The sequence below is a fragment of the Streptomyces sp. 6N223 genome (assembly GCF_052246635.1).
GTDB lineage: Bacteria > Actinomycetota > Actinomycetes > Streptomycetales > Streptomycetaceae > Streptomyces.
Genome location: NZ_JBQQCA010000003.1, coordinates 227,080 through 243,138, shown reverse-complemented (window position 1 = coordinate 243,138; position 16,059 = coordinate 227,080). Strand labels below are relative to the sequence as shown.

The following is a 16,059-nucleotide window of genomic DNA, read 5'->3' as shown; positions in this document are numbered from 1 at the left end:
CGGCCCCTCTCAGTAGAGGAGGTAGCGGCGGCGGAGGCGGCGGAACGCTGCGAGGTCCTCCTGCCAGATGGCGGCGATGCCGTCGGCGTCCATGCCCTCCTCGATGGCGAGCCGCACGCGCGTGTCGCCGCTCAGCTTGTCGATCCAGAAGCTGCTGCCGCCGTCCTGGCCGCGCCAGCGGTACTCCGGGAAGTACCGCCACTGCTCGGTGATCATGGTCAGCGCGGTGAGGATGGGATCGAACGCGTCCGGGTCGCTGACCTGGACCTCCACGCCGCCGCAGGCCTCCTCCGCCCACTTGGAGAACGCCGGCACGAAGTACGCCTCGCGGAAGAGAACGCCGGGCAGCGCGTGCTGGCTCAGTACCTCCTGCCAGCGGTGGTCGATGCCGGGGGCGCCGATCAGCTGGAACGGCAGGGTGGTGCCGCGCCCCTCCGACAGCGCCGAGGCCTCGAACAGGGCGGTGCCGACATAGAGCCCGGCGGTGTGGGGGGTGGGCATGTTGGGGGAGGGCGGCACCCACGGCAGGCCGGTCTCCGTGAAGCGCTGCTCGCGCCGCCAGCCCGTCATCCGCTCCACGCGCAGCTCGGCCCGGCGCCCGGCCGTGGCGTCGGGGACGAACTCGTCGTTGAAGAGCCGCGCCAGCTCGCCGACCGTCATGCCGTGCTGCTGGGCGATGGGCTTCAGGCCGACGAAGCTGGCGTTCTCCGCGTGCAGGACGGGCCCGTACGCCTCGCGGCCCGACAGCGGGTTCGGCCGGTCGAGCACGACGAAACGCAGCCCGAGGCGGGCGGCCGCCTCCAGCGCCTGGTACATGGTCCAGATGTAGGTGTAGAAGCGGGCACCCACGTCCTGGATGTCGAACACGACGGTGTCCAGGCCCACTTCGTCGAAGAGCTGCTCCATGGCGGCGACGTCGTTGTAGGCGTTGTAGACGGGCAGGCCGGTCCGCGGGTCGGTGAAGAAGTCCTCGCCCTCGCCCGCCTGCGAGGTGCCGCGGAAGCCGTGCTCGGGGCCGAAGACGGCCTGGATGTCGACCCGGCCGTCGCCGGCCATGACGTCCACGATGTGGGTGAGCTCGCGGTCGACGCCGGTGGGGTTGGAGATGACGCCGACGCGCTGCCCGGTCAGCGCGGCGTAGCCGCTGTCGCGCAGCGACTCGAAGCCGGTGCGGACGACGGTGCCGCCGGTCTCCGTACGCGGACGCCGCGCGCTCGGCGCGAGGGCGACGGCGGGGGCGGGCGTCGCCGCCAGCGGTGCCAGGGCGGCGGTCGTCGTCAACAGCTGTCTGCGGCGCATCGCGTCTCCGTCATCTCCCTCGTCGGCCTCATCGGTAGCCGAGGCCGTGCCCGAGCGGGAACAGCGTCTGGGCGGGGTCGCCGGCGACGGGGACCGTGACGGGCAGGGTTCCGCTCGGGTCGACCTCGCCGAACAGCACGCGGGCGGCGGACTCCAGGGCGACGGGCACCGACGAGTACGTGGCCAGGTGGGTGGCGGCGTCGGGGTAGGAGCCGATGTCGTAGGGCACGTCGGTGGCGATGGTCACGACCGGCACGCCGGTGGCGATGAGGGCGTCCACCAGCGCGGCCTGCCCGGGACTGGCGCCGGCGTTGCTGGTGGTGACGACGACGGCGTCGGCGTCGCGGGCCGCCGCCACCACCTGGGCGATGGTCGCGTCGTCGGGGTCGGTGCCGGCGTAGCGGCTGGTGACCGACACGTCGCGGGCGCCGACGCGCGCGGCCAGGTTCTCGACGGTCGAGCCCGAGCCCGCGCCCGTGACCAGCACGCTCTGGCCCTCGGCCGCGAGCGGCAGCACGCCGTCCTCGTTGCGGACCAGGGTGGTGGTGTGGTCGGTGATGCGCTGCGCCGCCTCCTCGTGCTCGGTGCTGCCGACGACCTCGGAGACGCGGTCGAGGTCGGCGTAGGGCTGCTCGACGATGCCCTGCTCGTGCTTGAGCGTCAGGATGCGGCGTACGGAGGTGTCGACGCGGTCCTCGGTCAGCTCGCCCGAGGCCACCGCCTGCAGCACGGCGTTGTACGCCAGGTCCAGGTCGGGCGGCATCAGCAGCAGGTCGGCCCCGGCCCGCAGCGCCCGGACCGGGACCTCGGAGTCGGCGTAGGTCTGCCGCACGCCCGCCATCTTCAGCGAGTCGGTGATGACGACGCCGTCGTAGCCGAGTTCCTCGCGCAGCAGGCCGGTGAGGATCGGCCGGGAGAGGGTGGCCGGGTCGCCGGAGGGGTCGAGCGCGGGGAACTGGAGGTGGCCGCTCATGATGGCGCCGGTGCCGGCCTCGATGGCGGCGCGGAAGGGCGGCGCGTCGGTCAGGCGCCACTCGGCGAGGCTGTGGTCGACCACGGGCAGGCCGGTGTGGCTGTCGACGTCGGTGTCGCCGTGGCCGGGGAAGTGCTTGGTGCTGGCCACGACCCCGCCGCCCTGGGCCGCGCCGGCCTGGTAGCCCTCCACCTGGGCGGCCGTGAGGCCGGCCACGAGCTGCGGGTCGCTGCCGAAGGAGCGGACGCCTATGACGGGGTTGGCGGGGTTGACGTTGACGTCGGCGACGGGCGCGTGGTCCATGGTGATGCCGACGGCGCGCAGCTCCTCGCCGGATATGCGGGCCGCCTCTCGGGCGTCGTCGGCCCGGCCGGAGGCGCCCAGCGCCATGCTGCCGGGGAAGAGGGTGGCCGGGGCGCCGAGGCGGGTGATGACGCCGTGCTCCTGGTCGGTGGTGATCAGCAGCGGCACCTCGGGGGAGGAGCCGAGGGCGGCGCGCTGGAGGCCGTTGGAGAGGCGGGCCACCTGGGCGGGGTCCGCGAAGTTGCCCGACCAGCCGAAGTAGATGACGCCGCCGAGGTGGTAGCGCTCGACGGCCTCCCGGCCGTTGTTCACGCCGAGCCACTCCTGGTTGTTCGCCACGTCCTGGGGGCGGGTGGTGCCGGCCGTCTCGCCGTAGGCGTAGGTGACGAAGAGCTGGCCGACCTTCTCCTCCAGCGTCATCTCCGCCAGCCGGGCGTCCACCCAGCGGCGGCGTTCGGCGTCGTCGTCGTTCGCCGTCGGGCCGGCCTGGCTGGTGGCGCTGGGGGAGTGGGAGGAGCCGGGGGCCGTTTCGCGCTCGCCGGCGGTGCCCGAGGTGCCGGCGGTGCCGCTCGCGCCGCCGGAGCAAGCGGCCAGCGTCAGCCCGGCGAGCACGGCGAACGCCGCAAGGGCGCGGGCACGGCGGGGGCGGGCGTTGCGTGCGTGGTGAGGGTGAACCATCGCGCACTCCTGTGGGGCGAGCGGGACAGGGGGAACCGCCGCTCCCAGCAGGGTGGCGTAAATCGCCGTCGAATCAAGGGCTCTGCGGCGGGACGTTTCCTTCAGGGACCTTGTGGACCTTGTGGACCTCGTGGCCCCCGAGGGCCCGGCGGCGGCGTCGGCTCGGGCTGCGGATGCGGTTCGGGCGGCGGCTCGGGAACGTCCGGACCCGGCGACGGCGTCGGCTCCGGTGGCGGGGTCGGCCCCGGCTCCGGCGGGGGCGGCGGCACGGGCTCGGGAGGCACCGGCGGCGGTGGCTCGGGCCTCGGCGGCGGCCTGCGGTCTGTCACGCCGCGCCGAGTGCCCGCCCGTCCCGGAAGTAAACACGCGAACGAAGAGGTCAGCCTGGCCGCCGCGCCACCACGAGGCGGCAGCGGGGGCTGCCGTCCGGGCGGCGGCCCACGGCGTCCAGGGCCACGGTCTCCACCGCGAAGCCCGCCCGCCTCAGGTCCTCGCGGACCTCGGGCAGCGGGAAGGTCCGGTAGTACATGACGAAGGGCGGCCGCCACACCGCGTTGCGCACGCGCATCGCCGCGTCGAAGCCCCACAGCGCCCAGTACCACCGCGAGCCGACCCGGGGCGGCGCCCCGACGGGAAAGACGAAGCGCCCGCCGGGCCGGAGCGCGGCGTACGCCTGTGCGAAGAGCGCCGGGCGCTGGCGGGGCAGGAAGTGCCCGAAGGAGCCGAAGCTGACCGCCACGTCGAACGCGCCGAGGCCGGCGACCGGCAGCGCCAGGGCGTCGGCCCGCACCAGGTGCACGCCCGCCTCCGGGTGCGCCGCGCGGGCCCGCGCGAGCATCCCCGCGCTGAGGTCGACGCCGACCACGTCCCCCTCGCACACCCGCCGCAGCACGCCGATGCCCGCGCCCGTGCCGCAGCACAGGTCCAGGCCCCTGCCGAAGGGCCCCATCGGCCGCAGCGCCTCGGCCACGGCCCCGAGCAGGACGTCCGGCGTCCTGAACGGCGTCTGGTCGAACTTCGGCGCCAGCAGGTCGTAGCCGCGCTCCACGGAGGACAGCGCCTGCACGGCCAGCTCACGGAGTGTGGGCCCTTGGGGAGAGAACATCGCCGGTCACCCTACGCCCTCGCCCTCACCGTCTCGCCCTCACCGTACGGCGCTGCCCCTCAGGACGGCGAGGGCCGGACCGGGCTCGTCGGCGTAGAAGCGCAGCACGCGGGCGCGGGCGGGCCGGCCCAGCGGGCGGGTGAAGGTGACCGGCTCGGTGAGCTCGACGGTGAGGTTGGTCTGGCCGCCCACCGGCAGCTCCACCGTGCCGTCCCCGTCCTCGTCCTCTTCCAGGCGCAGCAGCCCGTTGCCGGGGAACCGCCGCTCCAGGCGGGCGGCGGCGATGCCCCCGGCCGGGACGCGGATCTCCAGCAGCGCGCCGCAGCGGAGGCGCAGGGAGCCGTCGCCGCCGATCACGTGGGGTCGGACGGCGTAGGCGGCCTGGAGCGCGACGACGAAGAAGATGCCCCACAGGCCTAGCGCGAGCAGGACGCCGTGCACCAGCGGCCAGGGGATGAGGAACGCCAGCGCCACGGTCTCGACGACGGAGACGAAGAAGAAGATGGCGGAGATCGCCCACTGGCCCCGGGAGTAGGGCATGACCGAGTCGCCGGCCGCCGCGTCCACGCCGTGGGGCGGGCGGCGGAACAGCCAGCGCATCAGGCTCGTGTAGAGCGTCAGCTCGTGCCGGGCCAGGCGGAGAAGGGCCGTGAGCGTCATCGGGCTCGCTCCGCCCGCTCGCGCAGCAGCCGCATCGCCCGGCGCACCGCCTCGGCCTGGGCGGGGGCGAGGTCGGCGAAGTACGCCTCCGCGAAGCCGCCGCCCTCTTCCGTGTCCCAGTGGACGGCCGCGGCGGCCGCCGCCTGCGCCACCTCGTCCGGCACGGCCGCCGCGATGGCCCGCGCAACGCCGTCGATCCGGCCGTCGTCCACGGCCGCCCCGGCCAGCTCGTCCATCCGCGCGTAGATCTCGTACGCGCGCCGCATCGCCGCCTCGCCCGAGCCCATCGCGCTCACCAGGCCCAAAAGCCACCCCCGGCTCTCGGCGGAGGCGGCGGTGTCCAGCAGCGCCAGCAACTCGCGCTCCTTCGCGGCCATCGCCGGCTCCGGCCCGGGCAGCCCGGCCGAGGTGCGCGCCATCTCGCCGAAGAGCGCGCCCAGCTCCGGCGACACCGGCCCCTCGGCGGGCAGCCCCTCGCCGCCCTCCGCCCGCAGCAGCAGCCCGGCCAGCCGCTCCCGGCGTTCCCGGATCTCCGTCTCCTGCCGCGCCAGGTCCGCGTCCAGCTCCGCCAGCACCTCCGGCAGCTCCCGCCCGGCGTCGTCGGCGAGGACGTCGCCGATCTCCTCCAGGCTGAGCCCCAGCTCCGACAGCCGTCGCACCCGTGCCAGGGCGACGGCGTCCCGCAGGCTGTAGTCCCGGTATCCGTTGGCCCGCCGGGTGGGTTCGGGCAGCAGCCCGATGCGGTGGTAGTGCCGCACAGCGCGTGTGCTGACGCCGACGAGGGCGGCGAGTTCTCCGATGCGCATGACGCCAGTAGAAACGTTGACGCCGCGACAAGGTCAAGCGAGGGCGTCCGCCGGCCGTCCGCGCGACGCCTCAGGTGACCACCCCGCGCGGCTGGAAGCGGGCCTCGCGGTACGCCCCGCCGGCCGCGACCTCGCGCAGCGTCTCGACGGCGTCGAAGACGTCGGTGTGCGACAGGTGCAGGGCGCCGAGGCCGAAGCGCAGCAGCTCCGGCGGGCGCACGTCGCCGATCACGCCGCGCTCCTTCGACGCCGCCATCACCGGGTACGCCTCGGCGTGGCGCAGGGTGATCTGGCCGCCGCGGCGGGACGGGTCGTGGGGCGTGATCGGCGTGAAGCCGAGGCCGTCGAGGAGGGCGTCGGCGCAGGCGAGGAAGAAGGTGCCCAGGCGGCTGCTCTTGGCGTGGACCGCGTCGATGCCGGCGCGTTCCAGGGGGGCGAGGGCGGCTTCGAGGGCGAGGAGGGAGAGCAGGGGCGGGGTGCCGATGCGGGCGCGGCCGATGCCGGGGGCCGGGTCGTAGGCGGGCTCCATGGCGAAGGGGCGGGCGTGGCCGTGCCAGCCGGTCAGCGGGAGGTCGAGGGCGTCGTGGTGGCGGGCGGCGGCGTAGAGGTACGCCGGGGAGCCGGGCCCGCCGCCGAGGTACTTGTAGGTGCAGCCGACGGCGAGGTCGATGCCGTCGGCGTCGGCCCGCACCGGGACCACGCCCGCCGCGTGGCACAGGTCCCACAGCGCCAGGGCGCCCGCCTCGTGCGCCGCCGCCGTGATGCCGGGGATGTCCCACAGCTCGCCGGTGCGGTAGTCGACGGCGGCGGCGAAGACCACGGCGAGGTCGCGGCGGTGGCGGTCGGCGGCGGCGGTCAGCTCGGTCGCGGGCACGGCGTGGACGGTGAGGCCCAGCAGCCGCGCCACCGACTTGGCCTGGTAGAGGTCGGTGGGGAAGTGGCCGGCGTCGGTGAGGACCACGCGGCGGCCCGGACGGAGCCGCGCGGCGCCCGCCAGGGCGTTGAATATCTGCACCGAGGTGGACTCGCCGGCCACCGTCTGCCCGGGCGCCGCCCCGATCAGGGCCCCGATCCGGTCGCCGACGCGCAGGCCCGCGTGCCACCAGTCGTCCTCGTTCCACGCCCGCGTCAGGCGCTCGCCCCACTGCCGCCGCGCGACGTCGTCGAGCGCCCCGGGCACGGCCGCCGGGAGCGGGCCGAGGGAGTTGGCGTTCAGGTAGATGACGCCGGGGGGAAGGGCGAACTCCTCGCGGAAGCGGGCGAGGGGGTCCGCGGCGTCGAGCTCCCGGGCCGCCTCGCGGGTCGGTCGCATGGGTGGCGTGGAGGGCGTGGATGGCGTGGTCACGTGCCTCACCCTCGCACGAGCCTCGGGGCGTGGGGCGCCGACGGGGTGGTCACGTCGACGTGCCGCGCAGGCGGCCGTGCACCTGGCGGCGACCTGGTGCGGTGGCTCAGCACCAGAGTGATCCGCAAGCGGTGAGGCGGCGCGCCGCCCGCCGTCGCGGGGTCGGCTGGCCGATGCTGCCGGGCCATGGAGGACTGGTGGTATCGCAACATCGTCGAGCCCGGGAAGCTGCCGCTGCTGCTGGCGATCACGGCGTTCATCGTGACTTTCCTGGCGACGCGCTTCGTGACGCGGAGCATCCGGGCCGGGCGCGGCCCGTTTCACGACGTCGCCCCGGGCGGGGCGCACGTGCACCACATGGTGCCGGGAGTGGTCCTGATGTGCGTCGGCGGCTTCGGCGGGGTGGCCGCCGGGGGCCGGGGGTGGGTGGCCGGGGCGACGGCGGTGGCGTTCGGGATCGGGACCGGGCTGGTGCTGGACGAGTTCGCGCTGATGCTCTACATGCAGGACGTGTACTGGTCCGAGCAGGGCCAGAAGAGCGTGGAGGTCGTCGTCATCACGGCCGCGCTGCTGATCTTCCTGCTCGCCGGGGCCTCCCCGCTGGGCGTCAACGACCTGGGCGAGGAGGAGCAGCAGGACCGCGCCAGCGTCATCTCCACCCTGCTGGGGAACTTCGTGCTGGTCCTGGTCGCCCTCGCCAAGGGCAAGGCGCGCACGGCGCTCTTCGGCGTGCTGGTCCCGCTGGTGGCGCTGGTCGGCGCGGTGCGGCTGGCCCGGCCCGGGTCGTGGTGGGCGAAGCGCGCCTACCGCCGCCGCCCCCGCGCCGCGGCCCGGGCGGAGCGGCGGCACCGGAAGCACAACGCCCGGTGGGGCGGCGTGGAACGGCGGCTGGACAACCTGCTGGGCGGGGCGCCGAGCGCGCCCGGCGCGGACGCGCAGGGGAAGCATGGCGGGTAACCCTCCGGGCTGGCGGCGTGCGGCCGGCGCGTTCTTGATCGCGACCAGTGCGACGCACGGCACCGAAACGGGCCGCGATCGCGCCGGTTCGTCGCAGTCGAGAGTCGAGAGTCGAGAGCCGGTCTCGCGCCGTCAGAAGTCGAGGCGCATCACGACGCGCCTGGGCGTGGGCCTGCTGACCTCGGCGAAGCCCGCGTCGGCGAAGACGCCGCGGCTGCCGACGTACAGCTCGCCCCAGGTGATCTCCTGTCCCGGCCGCACGATCATCGGGTAGCCCTCCACGGCGCTGCCCCCGCGCTCCCGCGCGAAGGCGACGGCGGCGCGGGCCAGCGCCCGGCTCACGCCCCGGCGGCGGAATCCGACGCGCGTGACGAAGCAGGTCACGGCCCAGACCCCGGCGTCGTCCCGGTCCTCGTCGCGGCCGGTCCACGGCACCCGCATGGTCGGCAGGCGCGGATACGCCGTGCGCGGCTCGACGGCGCACCAGCCGGCGGGCTCGCCGTCGGCGTACGCCACCAGGCCGCTCGTCGCGCGCGCCTCGGGGTGGCCGGCCTCGGTCTGCTGCCGCAGCCGCTGGGCGCGCTCCTCCCGGGACAGCGACCGCCACTCGGCGGCCGGGGCCTTGAAGTACTGGCACTGGCAGCGGGCCGGATCGCCGCGCGTGCCGAAGACGGCCTGGAGGTCCTCCCAGCTCGCCTCGTTGGCGGGCGCGACAGAGATGGTCATGGCCGTCATCCTCACAGACGGCCGGGCGCCGTGCCGCCGGCACGGCGCCCGGTGGGCGTGTCGGTGCTAGGAGGCGTCCAGATCCGTCACCGTCCACAGCTGGTTCGCCCCGGAGTTCGGGGTCCAGACCGAGACGGGCGAGCCGTCGGCCGTGGCCTCGCCGGGCACGTCCAGGACCTGGCCGGTGGCGGCGTTGACGAGGGTCCAGGTGCCGTCGCCCGTGGTGGACATGATCCACTGGGCGGCCGCGTCCGGTCGGCCGTCGCGCGGTTCGAGGACCAGCGTGCCGCCGCGGATGGCCAGGCGGCGGTCTGCCGCCGGGCTCGTCACGGCGTAGCGGGCGTCGTTGCCCACGCCCCGGGTCAGCTTCGTCACGCGCCACGACTGGTCTGCGTCGTCCGCGTCGGTGATGCGGATGACGACGCCGTCGCCCGCGGCGTTCGGGGCGAGGGCGCGGCCGCTCTGGGCGCCGGTGAGCTGGTAGTCGTGGCCCGGCCGGACCAGGGCCGCGTCGCCGGCCACGCCGTGGACGCCCTCGACCAGGAAGCTGGTCACGGAACCGGCGGGCACGGTGATCGTGGCCTTCTCGTCGCGCACCCGCACCGGGGCGCCCTCGGTGAGGGAGCCGTCGGCGTCCGTGACGACCGGGGTGACCTCGGCGCCGCGCCCGACGAAGCCGAACTTCGACAGGTCGAGGGTGACCTCACGCGCCTCGGCCGTGGCGTTGACGTGGACGACGGTGGCGCCGTCCCCGTCCTCGGTGACGGCCGCGACGCTGTTGGCGTTGCCGGTCTTCACGAGGTGGTCGCCGGGCTGGATGAAGTGGGTGAAGTTCCGCGCCGCGTCGAACTTGCGGTTGGTGTGGATCGGGCAGGTGGCGAGGGTGTCCTCGGCGGTGCAGTCGAAGGGGAGCTGGATGCTGCCCCAGTTGCCGCCCTTCTCCGACTCGCCGCCGGGCGCCATGTTGTTGTAGTCCTCGACGGGCTGCCAGAAGACCCAGGCCGTGGGCTCCAGCATCCGCAGGTCGTCGATCATGTGCTGGGCCAGGCCGAGCGCCGGGGTCATGGACTCGAAGTTCTGGCCGATGTTGCCCCAGTCGCCCTCGACCTCGCTCATCCACAGCGGCTTGCCGGCCGCCTTGGCGAGGTCACGGGCGGTGGTGCGCTGGCCGGTGCCGTAGGTGTGGACGTTCATCTGGTCGACGAGGGCGCGCACCTCGGCCGGGTAGGAGTTCCAGTTGGTGGCGAAGATCCCGGGGTTGGTCTCGTCCATCGCGGAGATGTCGGCGTCGGTGCCGGCGCCGTCCAGCTCCTCGGCGAGCGCGCGGAGCACCTGCTGCTGGAGCCGCGGACCCATGTGGGCGCCCTCCTGCCGGCCGCCGGTGGGATTGCCGTCCTCGCCGAGCTGGGTGCCCCAGTAGGGCGTGTTGGGCTCGTTGAACGGGTCGAGGGTGTCGACGTCGATGCCGTGCGCCTCCTCCAGACGCTCGGTCGCGCCGACGAGGTAGGCGGCGAAGTCGTCCACGGACTCCGTCTTCAGCTGGTCGGCGCTGGAGTCGAAGCCGCCGGAGACGTAGCCGCTGACGGTCTGGAACCAGGGCGGGGAGTTGCTGAACGTCTCCCAGTGGTCGATCTCGTCCTCGATCTCGTCCACCCACCAGCGCTGGGTGGCGTCGGCGTCCGGGTTCCAGTCGGCGGGGTCGTCGGCGCTCCACCAGTCGACGTCCTCGCGCGTGGTGCCCTCGGGCGCCCGCCACCAGCCCTCGACGGCGCCGCCCGCGCGCAGGTAGTCGGGCACGTCGGGGGCGTTGCCGCCGCCGATGTTGTAGCGGGCGATGTTGAGCGCGAGGCCCTCGTCGCCGAAGAGGAGGTCGGCCAGCTCCTGGCGTATCTCGTCGGGGTAGTCACCGGTGGCGTTGGCGAACCACACCAGGCTGGTGCCCCAGCCCTCGAAGTCCTCGCCCTGGTAGGAGGGGTCGGGTGTGATGGTGACGGCCGAGCCGGCGGCGGCGTTCCCGGTGTCCTCCCCCTCGGCGCTGGCGTTGGTGGGGAGGGTGAAGAGGGCACCTGCGGCGGCTGCCACCGCCGCGCTCGCGGCGACCAGTCTTGTTCCTCGCGCTCTGCGCGGTCCTCGCGTCATGACATCTTCCTTGACTCTGGACGAGCGGCTCTGGGCGCCCGGGTGGCCGATGTTTACGCAAACATCGATGTTCCGAGTTGTTTAGTACTGGTATGTGTTGTGCGTCAAGGGGTGTGCGGGTCGGCGTCGGTCTCGTCGGTCTGCTCGTGCAGCCAGATCCGGAGCGGCCCGATCGGCTCGAAGCCATGGCGCACGGCGGCCGCCAGGTCGTCGCCGTGCTCGTAGCCGACGACCGGCAGAGCGGGGAACAGCTGGTGGACCGCGTCCAGGACGACCGGCCAGGCCGCGTCGGGACCGCCGTCACGCGCGAAGACGTTGGAGACTCCGACCACCTGCTCGCTGCGGCTCGCCACCGCTCCGGCGACCACCCGGCCGCCGCGGGTCCGTCCGCCGATCACGAAGGTGGCCGGGTCGTCGAGCAGTTCGGGCCGGAAGAGGTCCGCGTCGCCGTGCCCGTTGTCCCAGGCCAGCGCCCAGGCGCGCAGGGCGTCCGGGGCACGCGCCACGTCCCAGGCGAGATCCCGGGGGAGATCGGAGGCGACGGTGGGCGCGCCGGGCGGGCGGTGGATCCACCGCGCCTCAAGCAGCACCCGGAAGCCGGCCTCCGTCAGGTCGACGTCGGCGAAGCTGTCCTTGACGGAGGCGCCGGGCCCCGCGGTGTCGACCCGGGCCACCAGCGCGGCAGGGTCGACGCCGGGCGTCAGCGTCACCGCGTCGGGGTAGTACGGCGGCGTGCGGGCCCGCGCGGCCCAGAATCCTGCCGCGAACTCGCCCGCCACGCCGTGCGATCGGCTCATCGCCGCGCACCACTCGGCGTTGTTGCGGGCGGCGGCCCGGACCAGGTGCTGCTTCGGCGTCGTCACGAGTGCCGATCCTGGCCCGTCCGGCCCGGCCGGTCGAACGCTTTTCCGCCGCCCGCCCCGCCGCCCGGCGCCCGTCGGCCGGGGCCGGTTCCGGGAGGCTCACCCGGAAGGTTTTAGATCTGCTTAACGGCCCTCCGGCATCTTTGGTCCCTATCTCATATCTACAAGAGTCGCGGAAAACGGGGAGAAAAGGGGAGCGGGGACGATGCGGGAGACGCGGGAGAATCCGGAGAATCGGGAGAAGCAGACCAGGCGTTCCGTGCTGCGCTCGGCGGCGGTGGTCGGGGCCGGGATCGGCGTCTCGGCCGCCGGGACCGCGGGCGCGGCGGGGGCACAGGCCGGTGAACAGGCGGGGGCACGGGCGGCGGCCGCGGGCCAGGAGGCCGCCTGCCCGCCGCCGATGGGCCCCGTCCAGGTCGGCAGCGGAGACCGGCGCTACTACCAGCTGGTGCGTCGCGGCACCAACGCGCGCTTCACCGGCACGCCCGATGAGGTGCGCGTCGTGGGCAGCACCGAGCACGTGGAGGACGCGCTGCGGGACGCGGTGCGCGCCGGCCTGCGCGTCGCGGTGCGCGGCGGCGGGCACTGCTTCGAGGACTTCGTCGACAATCCCGAGGTCCGGATGATCATCGACATGTCCGGGATGACGGGCGTCTACTTCGACCCGGAGCGCAACGCCTTCGCGGTCGAGACGGGCGCCACGCTCGGGGAGGTGTACCGCAGGCTGTACCTGGGCTGGGGCGTGACCATCCCCGGCGGCTGGTGTCCCGCGGTGGGCGTCGGCGGCCACGTGCAGGGCGGCGGCTTCGGCACGCTGAGCAGGCTGCACGGGCTCACCGTCGACCACCTGTACGCGGTCGAGGTCGTCACCGTGGACGGCGACGGGCAGGTGCGCACGGTCGTGGCCACCCGCGAGGACGGCGACCCGCACCGGGATCTGTGGTGGGCGCACACCGGAGGCGGCGGCGGGAACTTCGGGGTGGTGACCCGCTACTGGTTCCGCTCCCCCGGCGCGGGCGGCTCGGACCCGGCGCGGCTGCTGCCGAACCCGCCGCGGCACGTGCTGACGTTCCGGGCCGCGTGGCGCTGGGAGGACCTCGACCAGGCGGCGTTCGTCCGGCTGATGGAGAACCACGGCGCCTGGGTCGAGGCCAACAGCGACGCCGGCTCGCCCGCCACGGCGCTGCACTCCGACTTCCTCCTGATGTCGGCCCAGCTGGGCGCCCCGTTCATCATGGGCCAGGTCTCCGCGGAGTCGAACGCCGAGCGGCTGATGCGCGACCACCTCGACGCGATCAGCGCGGGGACCGCGGCCTACTCGGTCACCGAGCTGAGGAAGGAGATGCCCTGGCTGCTCGCCGCGCAGATCGGCACCGGGGACGGCTCGAGCCGCCGCTACCAGAAGATGAAGTCGGCCTACGCGAAGAAGACGCTCAGCCGCGACCAGATCGAGGTGGCGCACTCGCACCTGACCGGCACCGACCCGGGCAGCGTGGCGGGCGTGATGACAGTGTCGACGTACGGTGGCCGGGTCGGGGACGTCGCCCAGGACGCCACCGCGTACGCCCACCGGGAGGCCCGCTTCAAGATCGGGTACGTGACGGCCTGGGCCGGCCCCTCGGACGCCGAGGCCTTCGAGTCGGGCGTCAGGAACTTCTACCGGGCGGTGTACGCCGACACCGGCGGCGTCCCGGTGCCGAACGAGATCAACGACGGGGCGTACATCAACTACCCCGACGCCGACGTGCGGGACCCGGCCTGGAACACCTCGGACACGCCGTGGCACCACCTCTACTACAAGGAGAACTACCGGCGCCTGCAGCAGGTCAAGGCCCAGTACGACCCCACGAACGCCTTCCGCCACAGCCTGTCCATCGAGCCGGCCTGAACCGGCCGCGTGGTCAGCCCGCGACCGCGAAGGCGCGCGTCGTGCCGGAGAAGCCGCGGAGCCGGCCCGAGAGCGCCTTGGCGTCGCCCGTGTACCGGATGCGGTACGTGCCGGGCGCGGCGTCCTCGGGGACGTCCCAGGTGATCGTCACGCGCGAGGCGGCCACGCCCTCCCGCGCCCAGCGCAGCACGGTGGACCAGTCCCCGTCGTCGGCCACCGCCTCCCAGGCGTCCCCGTCGCCGCTCCGACGCTGGACGAGGAGGTAGGTCCCGCCCCGCTGCGGGTCGTTGGAGGGGTGGGCGCCCGCGAAGACGGCCGTGACCCGCTGGCCCGGGGCGTACGCCGCCTCCGGCTCGGTGAGCACGTCGCCGAAGTCGGACCCGGCGGGCGGGGTGTCCCACACCACGCCCGGCTGGAAGGACAGCGCCTTGTCCGCGATGTCCGGCGAGCCGGGGCCCGTCGGCACCTCGCGCCCCTCGGCCATCGCGCGCGCCAGCCCGGCGGCCGTCTGCTGGAGCGCGGGGAGCTGCCAGCGGCCGAAGAGCGTGCTGCCGCCCTCGTACTGCTGGGCGTCGTACTCCTCCGGCGTGGTGAGGTAGTGGAAGTAGGCGCCCGCGTACCCGGCGACCAGCACGTCGCGCACCCCGGCGCCGACGGCCTCCGCGACCGTGCGCCGCAGCCGCAGCCCGGCGCCGATCGTCACCTCGCCCGGGACGCCGACCAGATACAGCTGCCCGACGCGCAGCAGCTGCACCGGCACGATCTCCTGCACCCACGGGAAGAGGTCGTTCATCGCGCCGATCGGCACGACGATGTCCTTGGGCGCGTGCGCCTCGCGCAGCTCGGGCGACACCTCGTAGATGACGGCGTCGGAGATCGCGTCCCACAGCGGGTTCTCGCCCTCCACGAAGCCGGGGAACGCCGGGCCGTCCTCCATGCTGCCCGCCGCCATGGCCGCGCCCACGGCCGGCGGCGCGGTGGTGTGCGCGCGCCCGTCACCGGTGAACGCGGGCCCCACGGTGACGGCGGAGAGGTCGACGTGCACCAGGCGTGAGTCGACCGGGCCCGTCACCGGTGCCCCGGCGGCGGCGAGCTGGCCGGCGGCGGCCTCGTACTGGCGCAGGCCGCATGCGCGCGCGGCCGCGATGTCCTCGGGGTGGGTCGGGGGCGTGAGGGAGAGGTTGGGGGACATGTCACCGGCGTTGGTCTGCGCGAAGGCGGCGACGAAGTCCGGCCCGCCGGGGGAGAGGTAGTCGCCGCCCGCGACGAGGCGTTCCCAGTGGTAGGCGGCGTATCCCTTGTTGTCGCCGCCGATCAGCCGGTTGTCGCCGGACATGCTGGTGCCGTGCGTGGCGAACCAGTTGACCGCGCCCACGGCCCGGCCGCCGCGCTCGACGCGCAGCAGCGTCGTCTGCGGGTCGATGCCGTCGGGGAACTGGCCGGTGATGTCGGCGGGGTTGAGCCGGAACGCCGCGAGCGAGCGGTTGGCGCTGGCGTCGCGCAGCTCGCCGTGGCTCAGGCGGAGGGTGGAGGGCGCGAGGTCGTCGTGGGCGCGGGCGAGGGCCTCGACGATGCCGTCGGTGATCGCGGCGAAGGTCTGGCGGTGGAAGCCGAGGGTGGTGAGGTTGTAGAGCACGTGGTGGGCGTGTCCGCCGGGCCCGGCGTGGGTGTGGGTGGCGGCGAGCAGCACGTTGCGGGCGGTGTAGAGCCCGCCGTAGCGCTCGGCCAGGCGCCGCAGCACGGCCCGGTGGACGCTGTCGAAGATCATCCCGAGGTCGGCGACGACCAGCGCCACGCGCTCGCCGCCCGCCCGGTCCACGACGACGAAGGCGCGGGCGCGCAGGCGGGCGTGCAGGCCCTCGGCCTGCTGGTCGACCCGGCCGTAGCCCATCATCCCGACCTCGGCGATCTCGCCGGTCACGTCGGCGATGCCGCGCCCGACGAGGTACGGGCTGTCCGCGTCGTCCGCGTACGCCGAGGAGGCGCCGTACGCCAGGCCGCCGAACCCGCCGAACCCGCCGAACGCCCCGAGCCCGGCCAGCGCGGCGCCGCCCCGCAGCACGCTCCTGCGGGCGGGGCGTTCACCGGCACCGGCACCGGCACCGCTCACGCTCCCGCCCCCGCCCCTTCCCGAAACCGGGACGTCGCCGCCCCGGACCCCGCTGGGGGGCCCGGCCCCCCGCGCCCCGCGAACCTGCCCATCCGGGGGCGTGGGCAGGCGTTTCCCGGAACCGACGGACCACGCACTCCCCGGAGGGGTCTGGGGGCGGGGCCCCCAGTTCGGGAAGGGGCTGGGTGGGGGAAGTGCCATCGGAAC

Annotated in this window: 12 protein-coding genes; 2 read left to right on the top strand and 10 right to left on the bottom strand. The window is 74.5% G+C overall.

From position 1 onward, the window contains the following. Window positions 1–9: 9 nt before the first annotated feature. The 6 genes from ACTWQH_RS04075 to ACTWQH_RS04050 form a co-directional block, all read right to left on the bottom strand. Window positions 10–1,299 carry an exo-beta-N-acetylmuramidase NamZ family protein gene (locus tag ACTWQH_RS04075; RefSeq protein WP_443284900.1) on the bottom strand — a complete coding sequence of 430 codons (1,290 nt, stop codon included), beginning with the start codon at window positions 1,297–1,299 and terminating at the stop codon, window positions 10–12. 28 nt (window positions 1,300–1,327) lie between these two features. Continuing rightward, window positions 1,328–3,253 carry a glycoside hydrolase family 3 protein gene (locus ACTWQH_RS04070; RefSeq protein ID WP_443284899.1) on the bottom strand — a complete coding sequence of 642 codons (1,926 nt, stop codon included), beginning with the start codon at window positions 3,251–3,253 and terminating at the stop codon, window positions 1,328–1,330. Window positions 3,254–3,632: 379 nt separating this feature from the next. Further along, a complete protein-coding gene (locus ACTWQH_RS04065; protein WP_443284898.1) occupies window positions 3,633–4,358 on the bottom strand; it encodes a class I SAM-dependent methyltransferase in 726 nt (241 codons plus the stop codon). Window positions 4,359–4,397: 39 nt separating this feature from the next. Next, entirely contained in the window at window positions 4,398–5,018 is a 621-nt protein-coding gene (locus ACTWQH_RS04060; RefSeq protein ID WP_443284897.1) for a hypothetical protein, read from the bottom strand. After that, window positions 5,015–5,824: a MerR family transcriptional regulator gene (locus ACTWQH_RS04055; RefSeq protein WP_443284896.1), complete on the bottom strand. Its 810-nt coding sequence runs from the start codon at window positions 5,822–5,824 to the stop codon at window positions 5,015–5,017. The genes ACTWQH_RS04060 and ACTWQH_RS04055 overlap by 4 nt, the downstream gene beginning before the upstream one ends. A 70-nt stretch (window positions 5,825–5,894) precedes the next feature. Further along, the gene (locus ACTWQH_RS04050) at window positions 5,895–7,136 is read right to left on the bottom strand and encodes a kynureninase (RefSeq protein ID WP_443284925.1); all 1,242 of its coding nucleotides are present in this window, start codon (window positions 7,134–7,136) and stop codon (window positions 5,895–5,897) included. Window positions 7,137–7,355: 219 nt separating this feature from the next. Between ACTWQH_RS04050 and ACTWQH_RS04045 the strand changes: the two genes are divergently transcribed. Then, a complete protein-coding gene (locus ACTWQH_RS04045) occupies window positions 7,356–8,126 on the top strand; it encodes a hypothetical protein (RefSeq protein WP_443284895.1) in 771 nt (256 codons plus the stop codon). Between the two features lie 132 nt (window positions 8,127–8,258). Here ACTWQH_RS04045 and ACTWQH_RS04040 read toward each other — a convergent pair whose 3' ends face one another. From ACTWQH_RS04040 to ACTWQH_RS04030, 3 genes are all read right to left on the bottom strand, one after another. Next, window positions 8,259–8,852 carry a GNAT family N-acetyltransferase gene (locus ACTWQH_RS04040; RefSeq protein WP_443284894.1) on the bottom strand — a complete coding sequence of 198 codons (594 nt, stop codon included), beginning with the start codon at window positions 8,850–8,852 and terminating at the stop codon, window positions 8,259–8,261. Window positions 8,853–8,918: 66 nt separating this feature from the next. Continuing rightward, the gene (locus ACTWQH_RS04035) at window positions 8,919–10,991 is read right to left on the bottom strand and encodes an RICIN domain-containing protein (protein ID WP_443284893.1); all 2,073 of its coding nucleotides are present in this window, start codon (window positions 10,989–10,991) and stop codon (window positions 8,919–8,921) included. A gap of 104 nt (window positions 10,992–11,095) precedes the next feature. Continuing rightward, window positions 11,096–11,854, bottom strand: a complete 759-nt coding sequence (locus ACTWQH_RS04030) for a hypothetical protein (RefSeq protein WP_443284892.1) — start codon at window positions 11,852–11,854, stop codon at window positions 11,096–11,098. A gap of 205 nt (window positions 11,855–12,059) precedes the next feature. On the opposite strand from ACTWQH_RS04030, the gene ACTWQH_RS04025 reads away from it, so the two are divergent. Beyond that, complete coding sequence (locus ACTWQH_RS04025) at window positions 12,060–13,742, top strand: FAD-binding oxidoreductase (protein ID WP_443284891.1); 1,683 nt, start codon at window positions 12,060–12,062, stop codon at window positions 13,740–13,742. Between the two features lie 13 nt (window positions 13,743–13,755). Here the strand turns inward: ACTWQH_RS04025 and ACTWQH_RS04020 are convergent, their stop codons facing one another. After that, the gene (locus ACTWQH_RS04020; RefSeq protein ID WP_443284890.1) at window positions 13,756–15,852 is read right to left on the bottom strand and encodes a neutral/alkaline ceramidase; all 2,097 of its coding nucleotides are present in this window, start codon (window positions 15,850–15,852) and stop codon (window positions 13,756–13,758) included. Window positions 15,853–16,059: the final 207 nt, after the last annotated feature.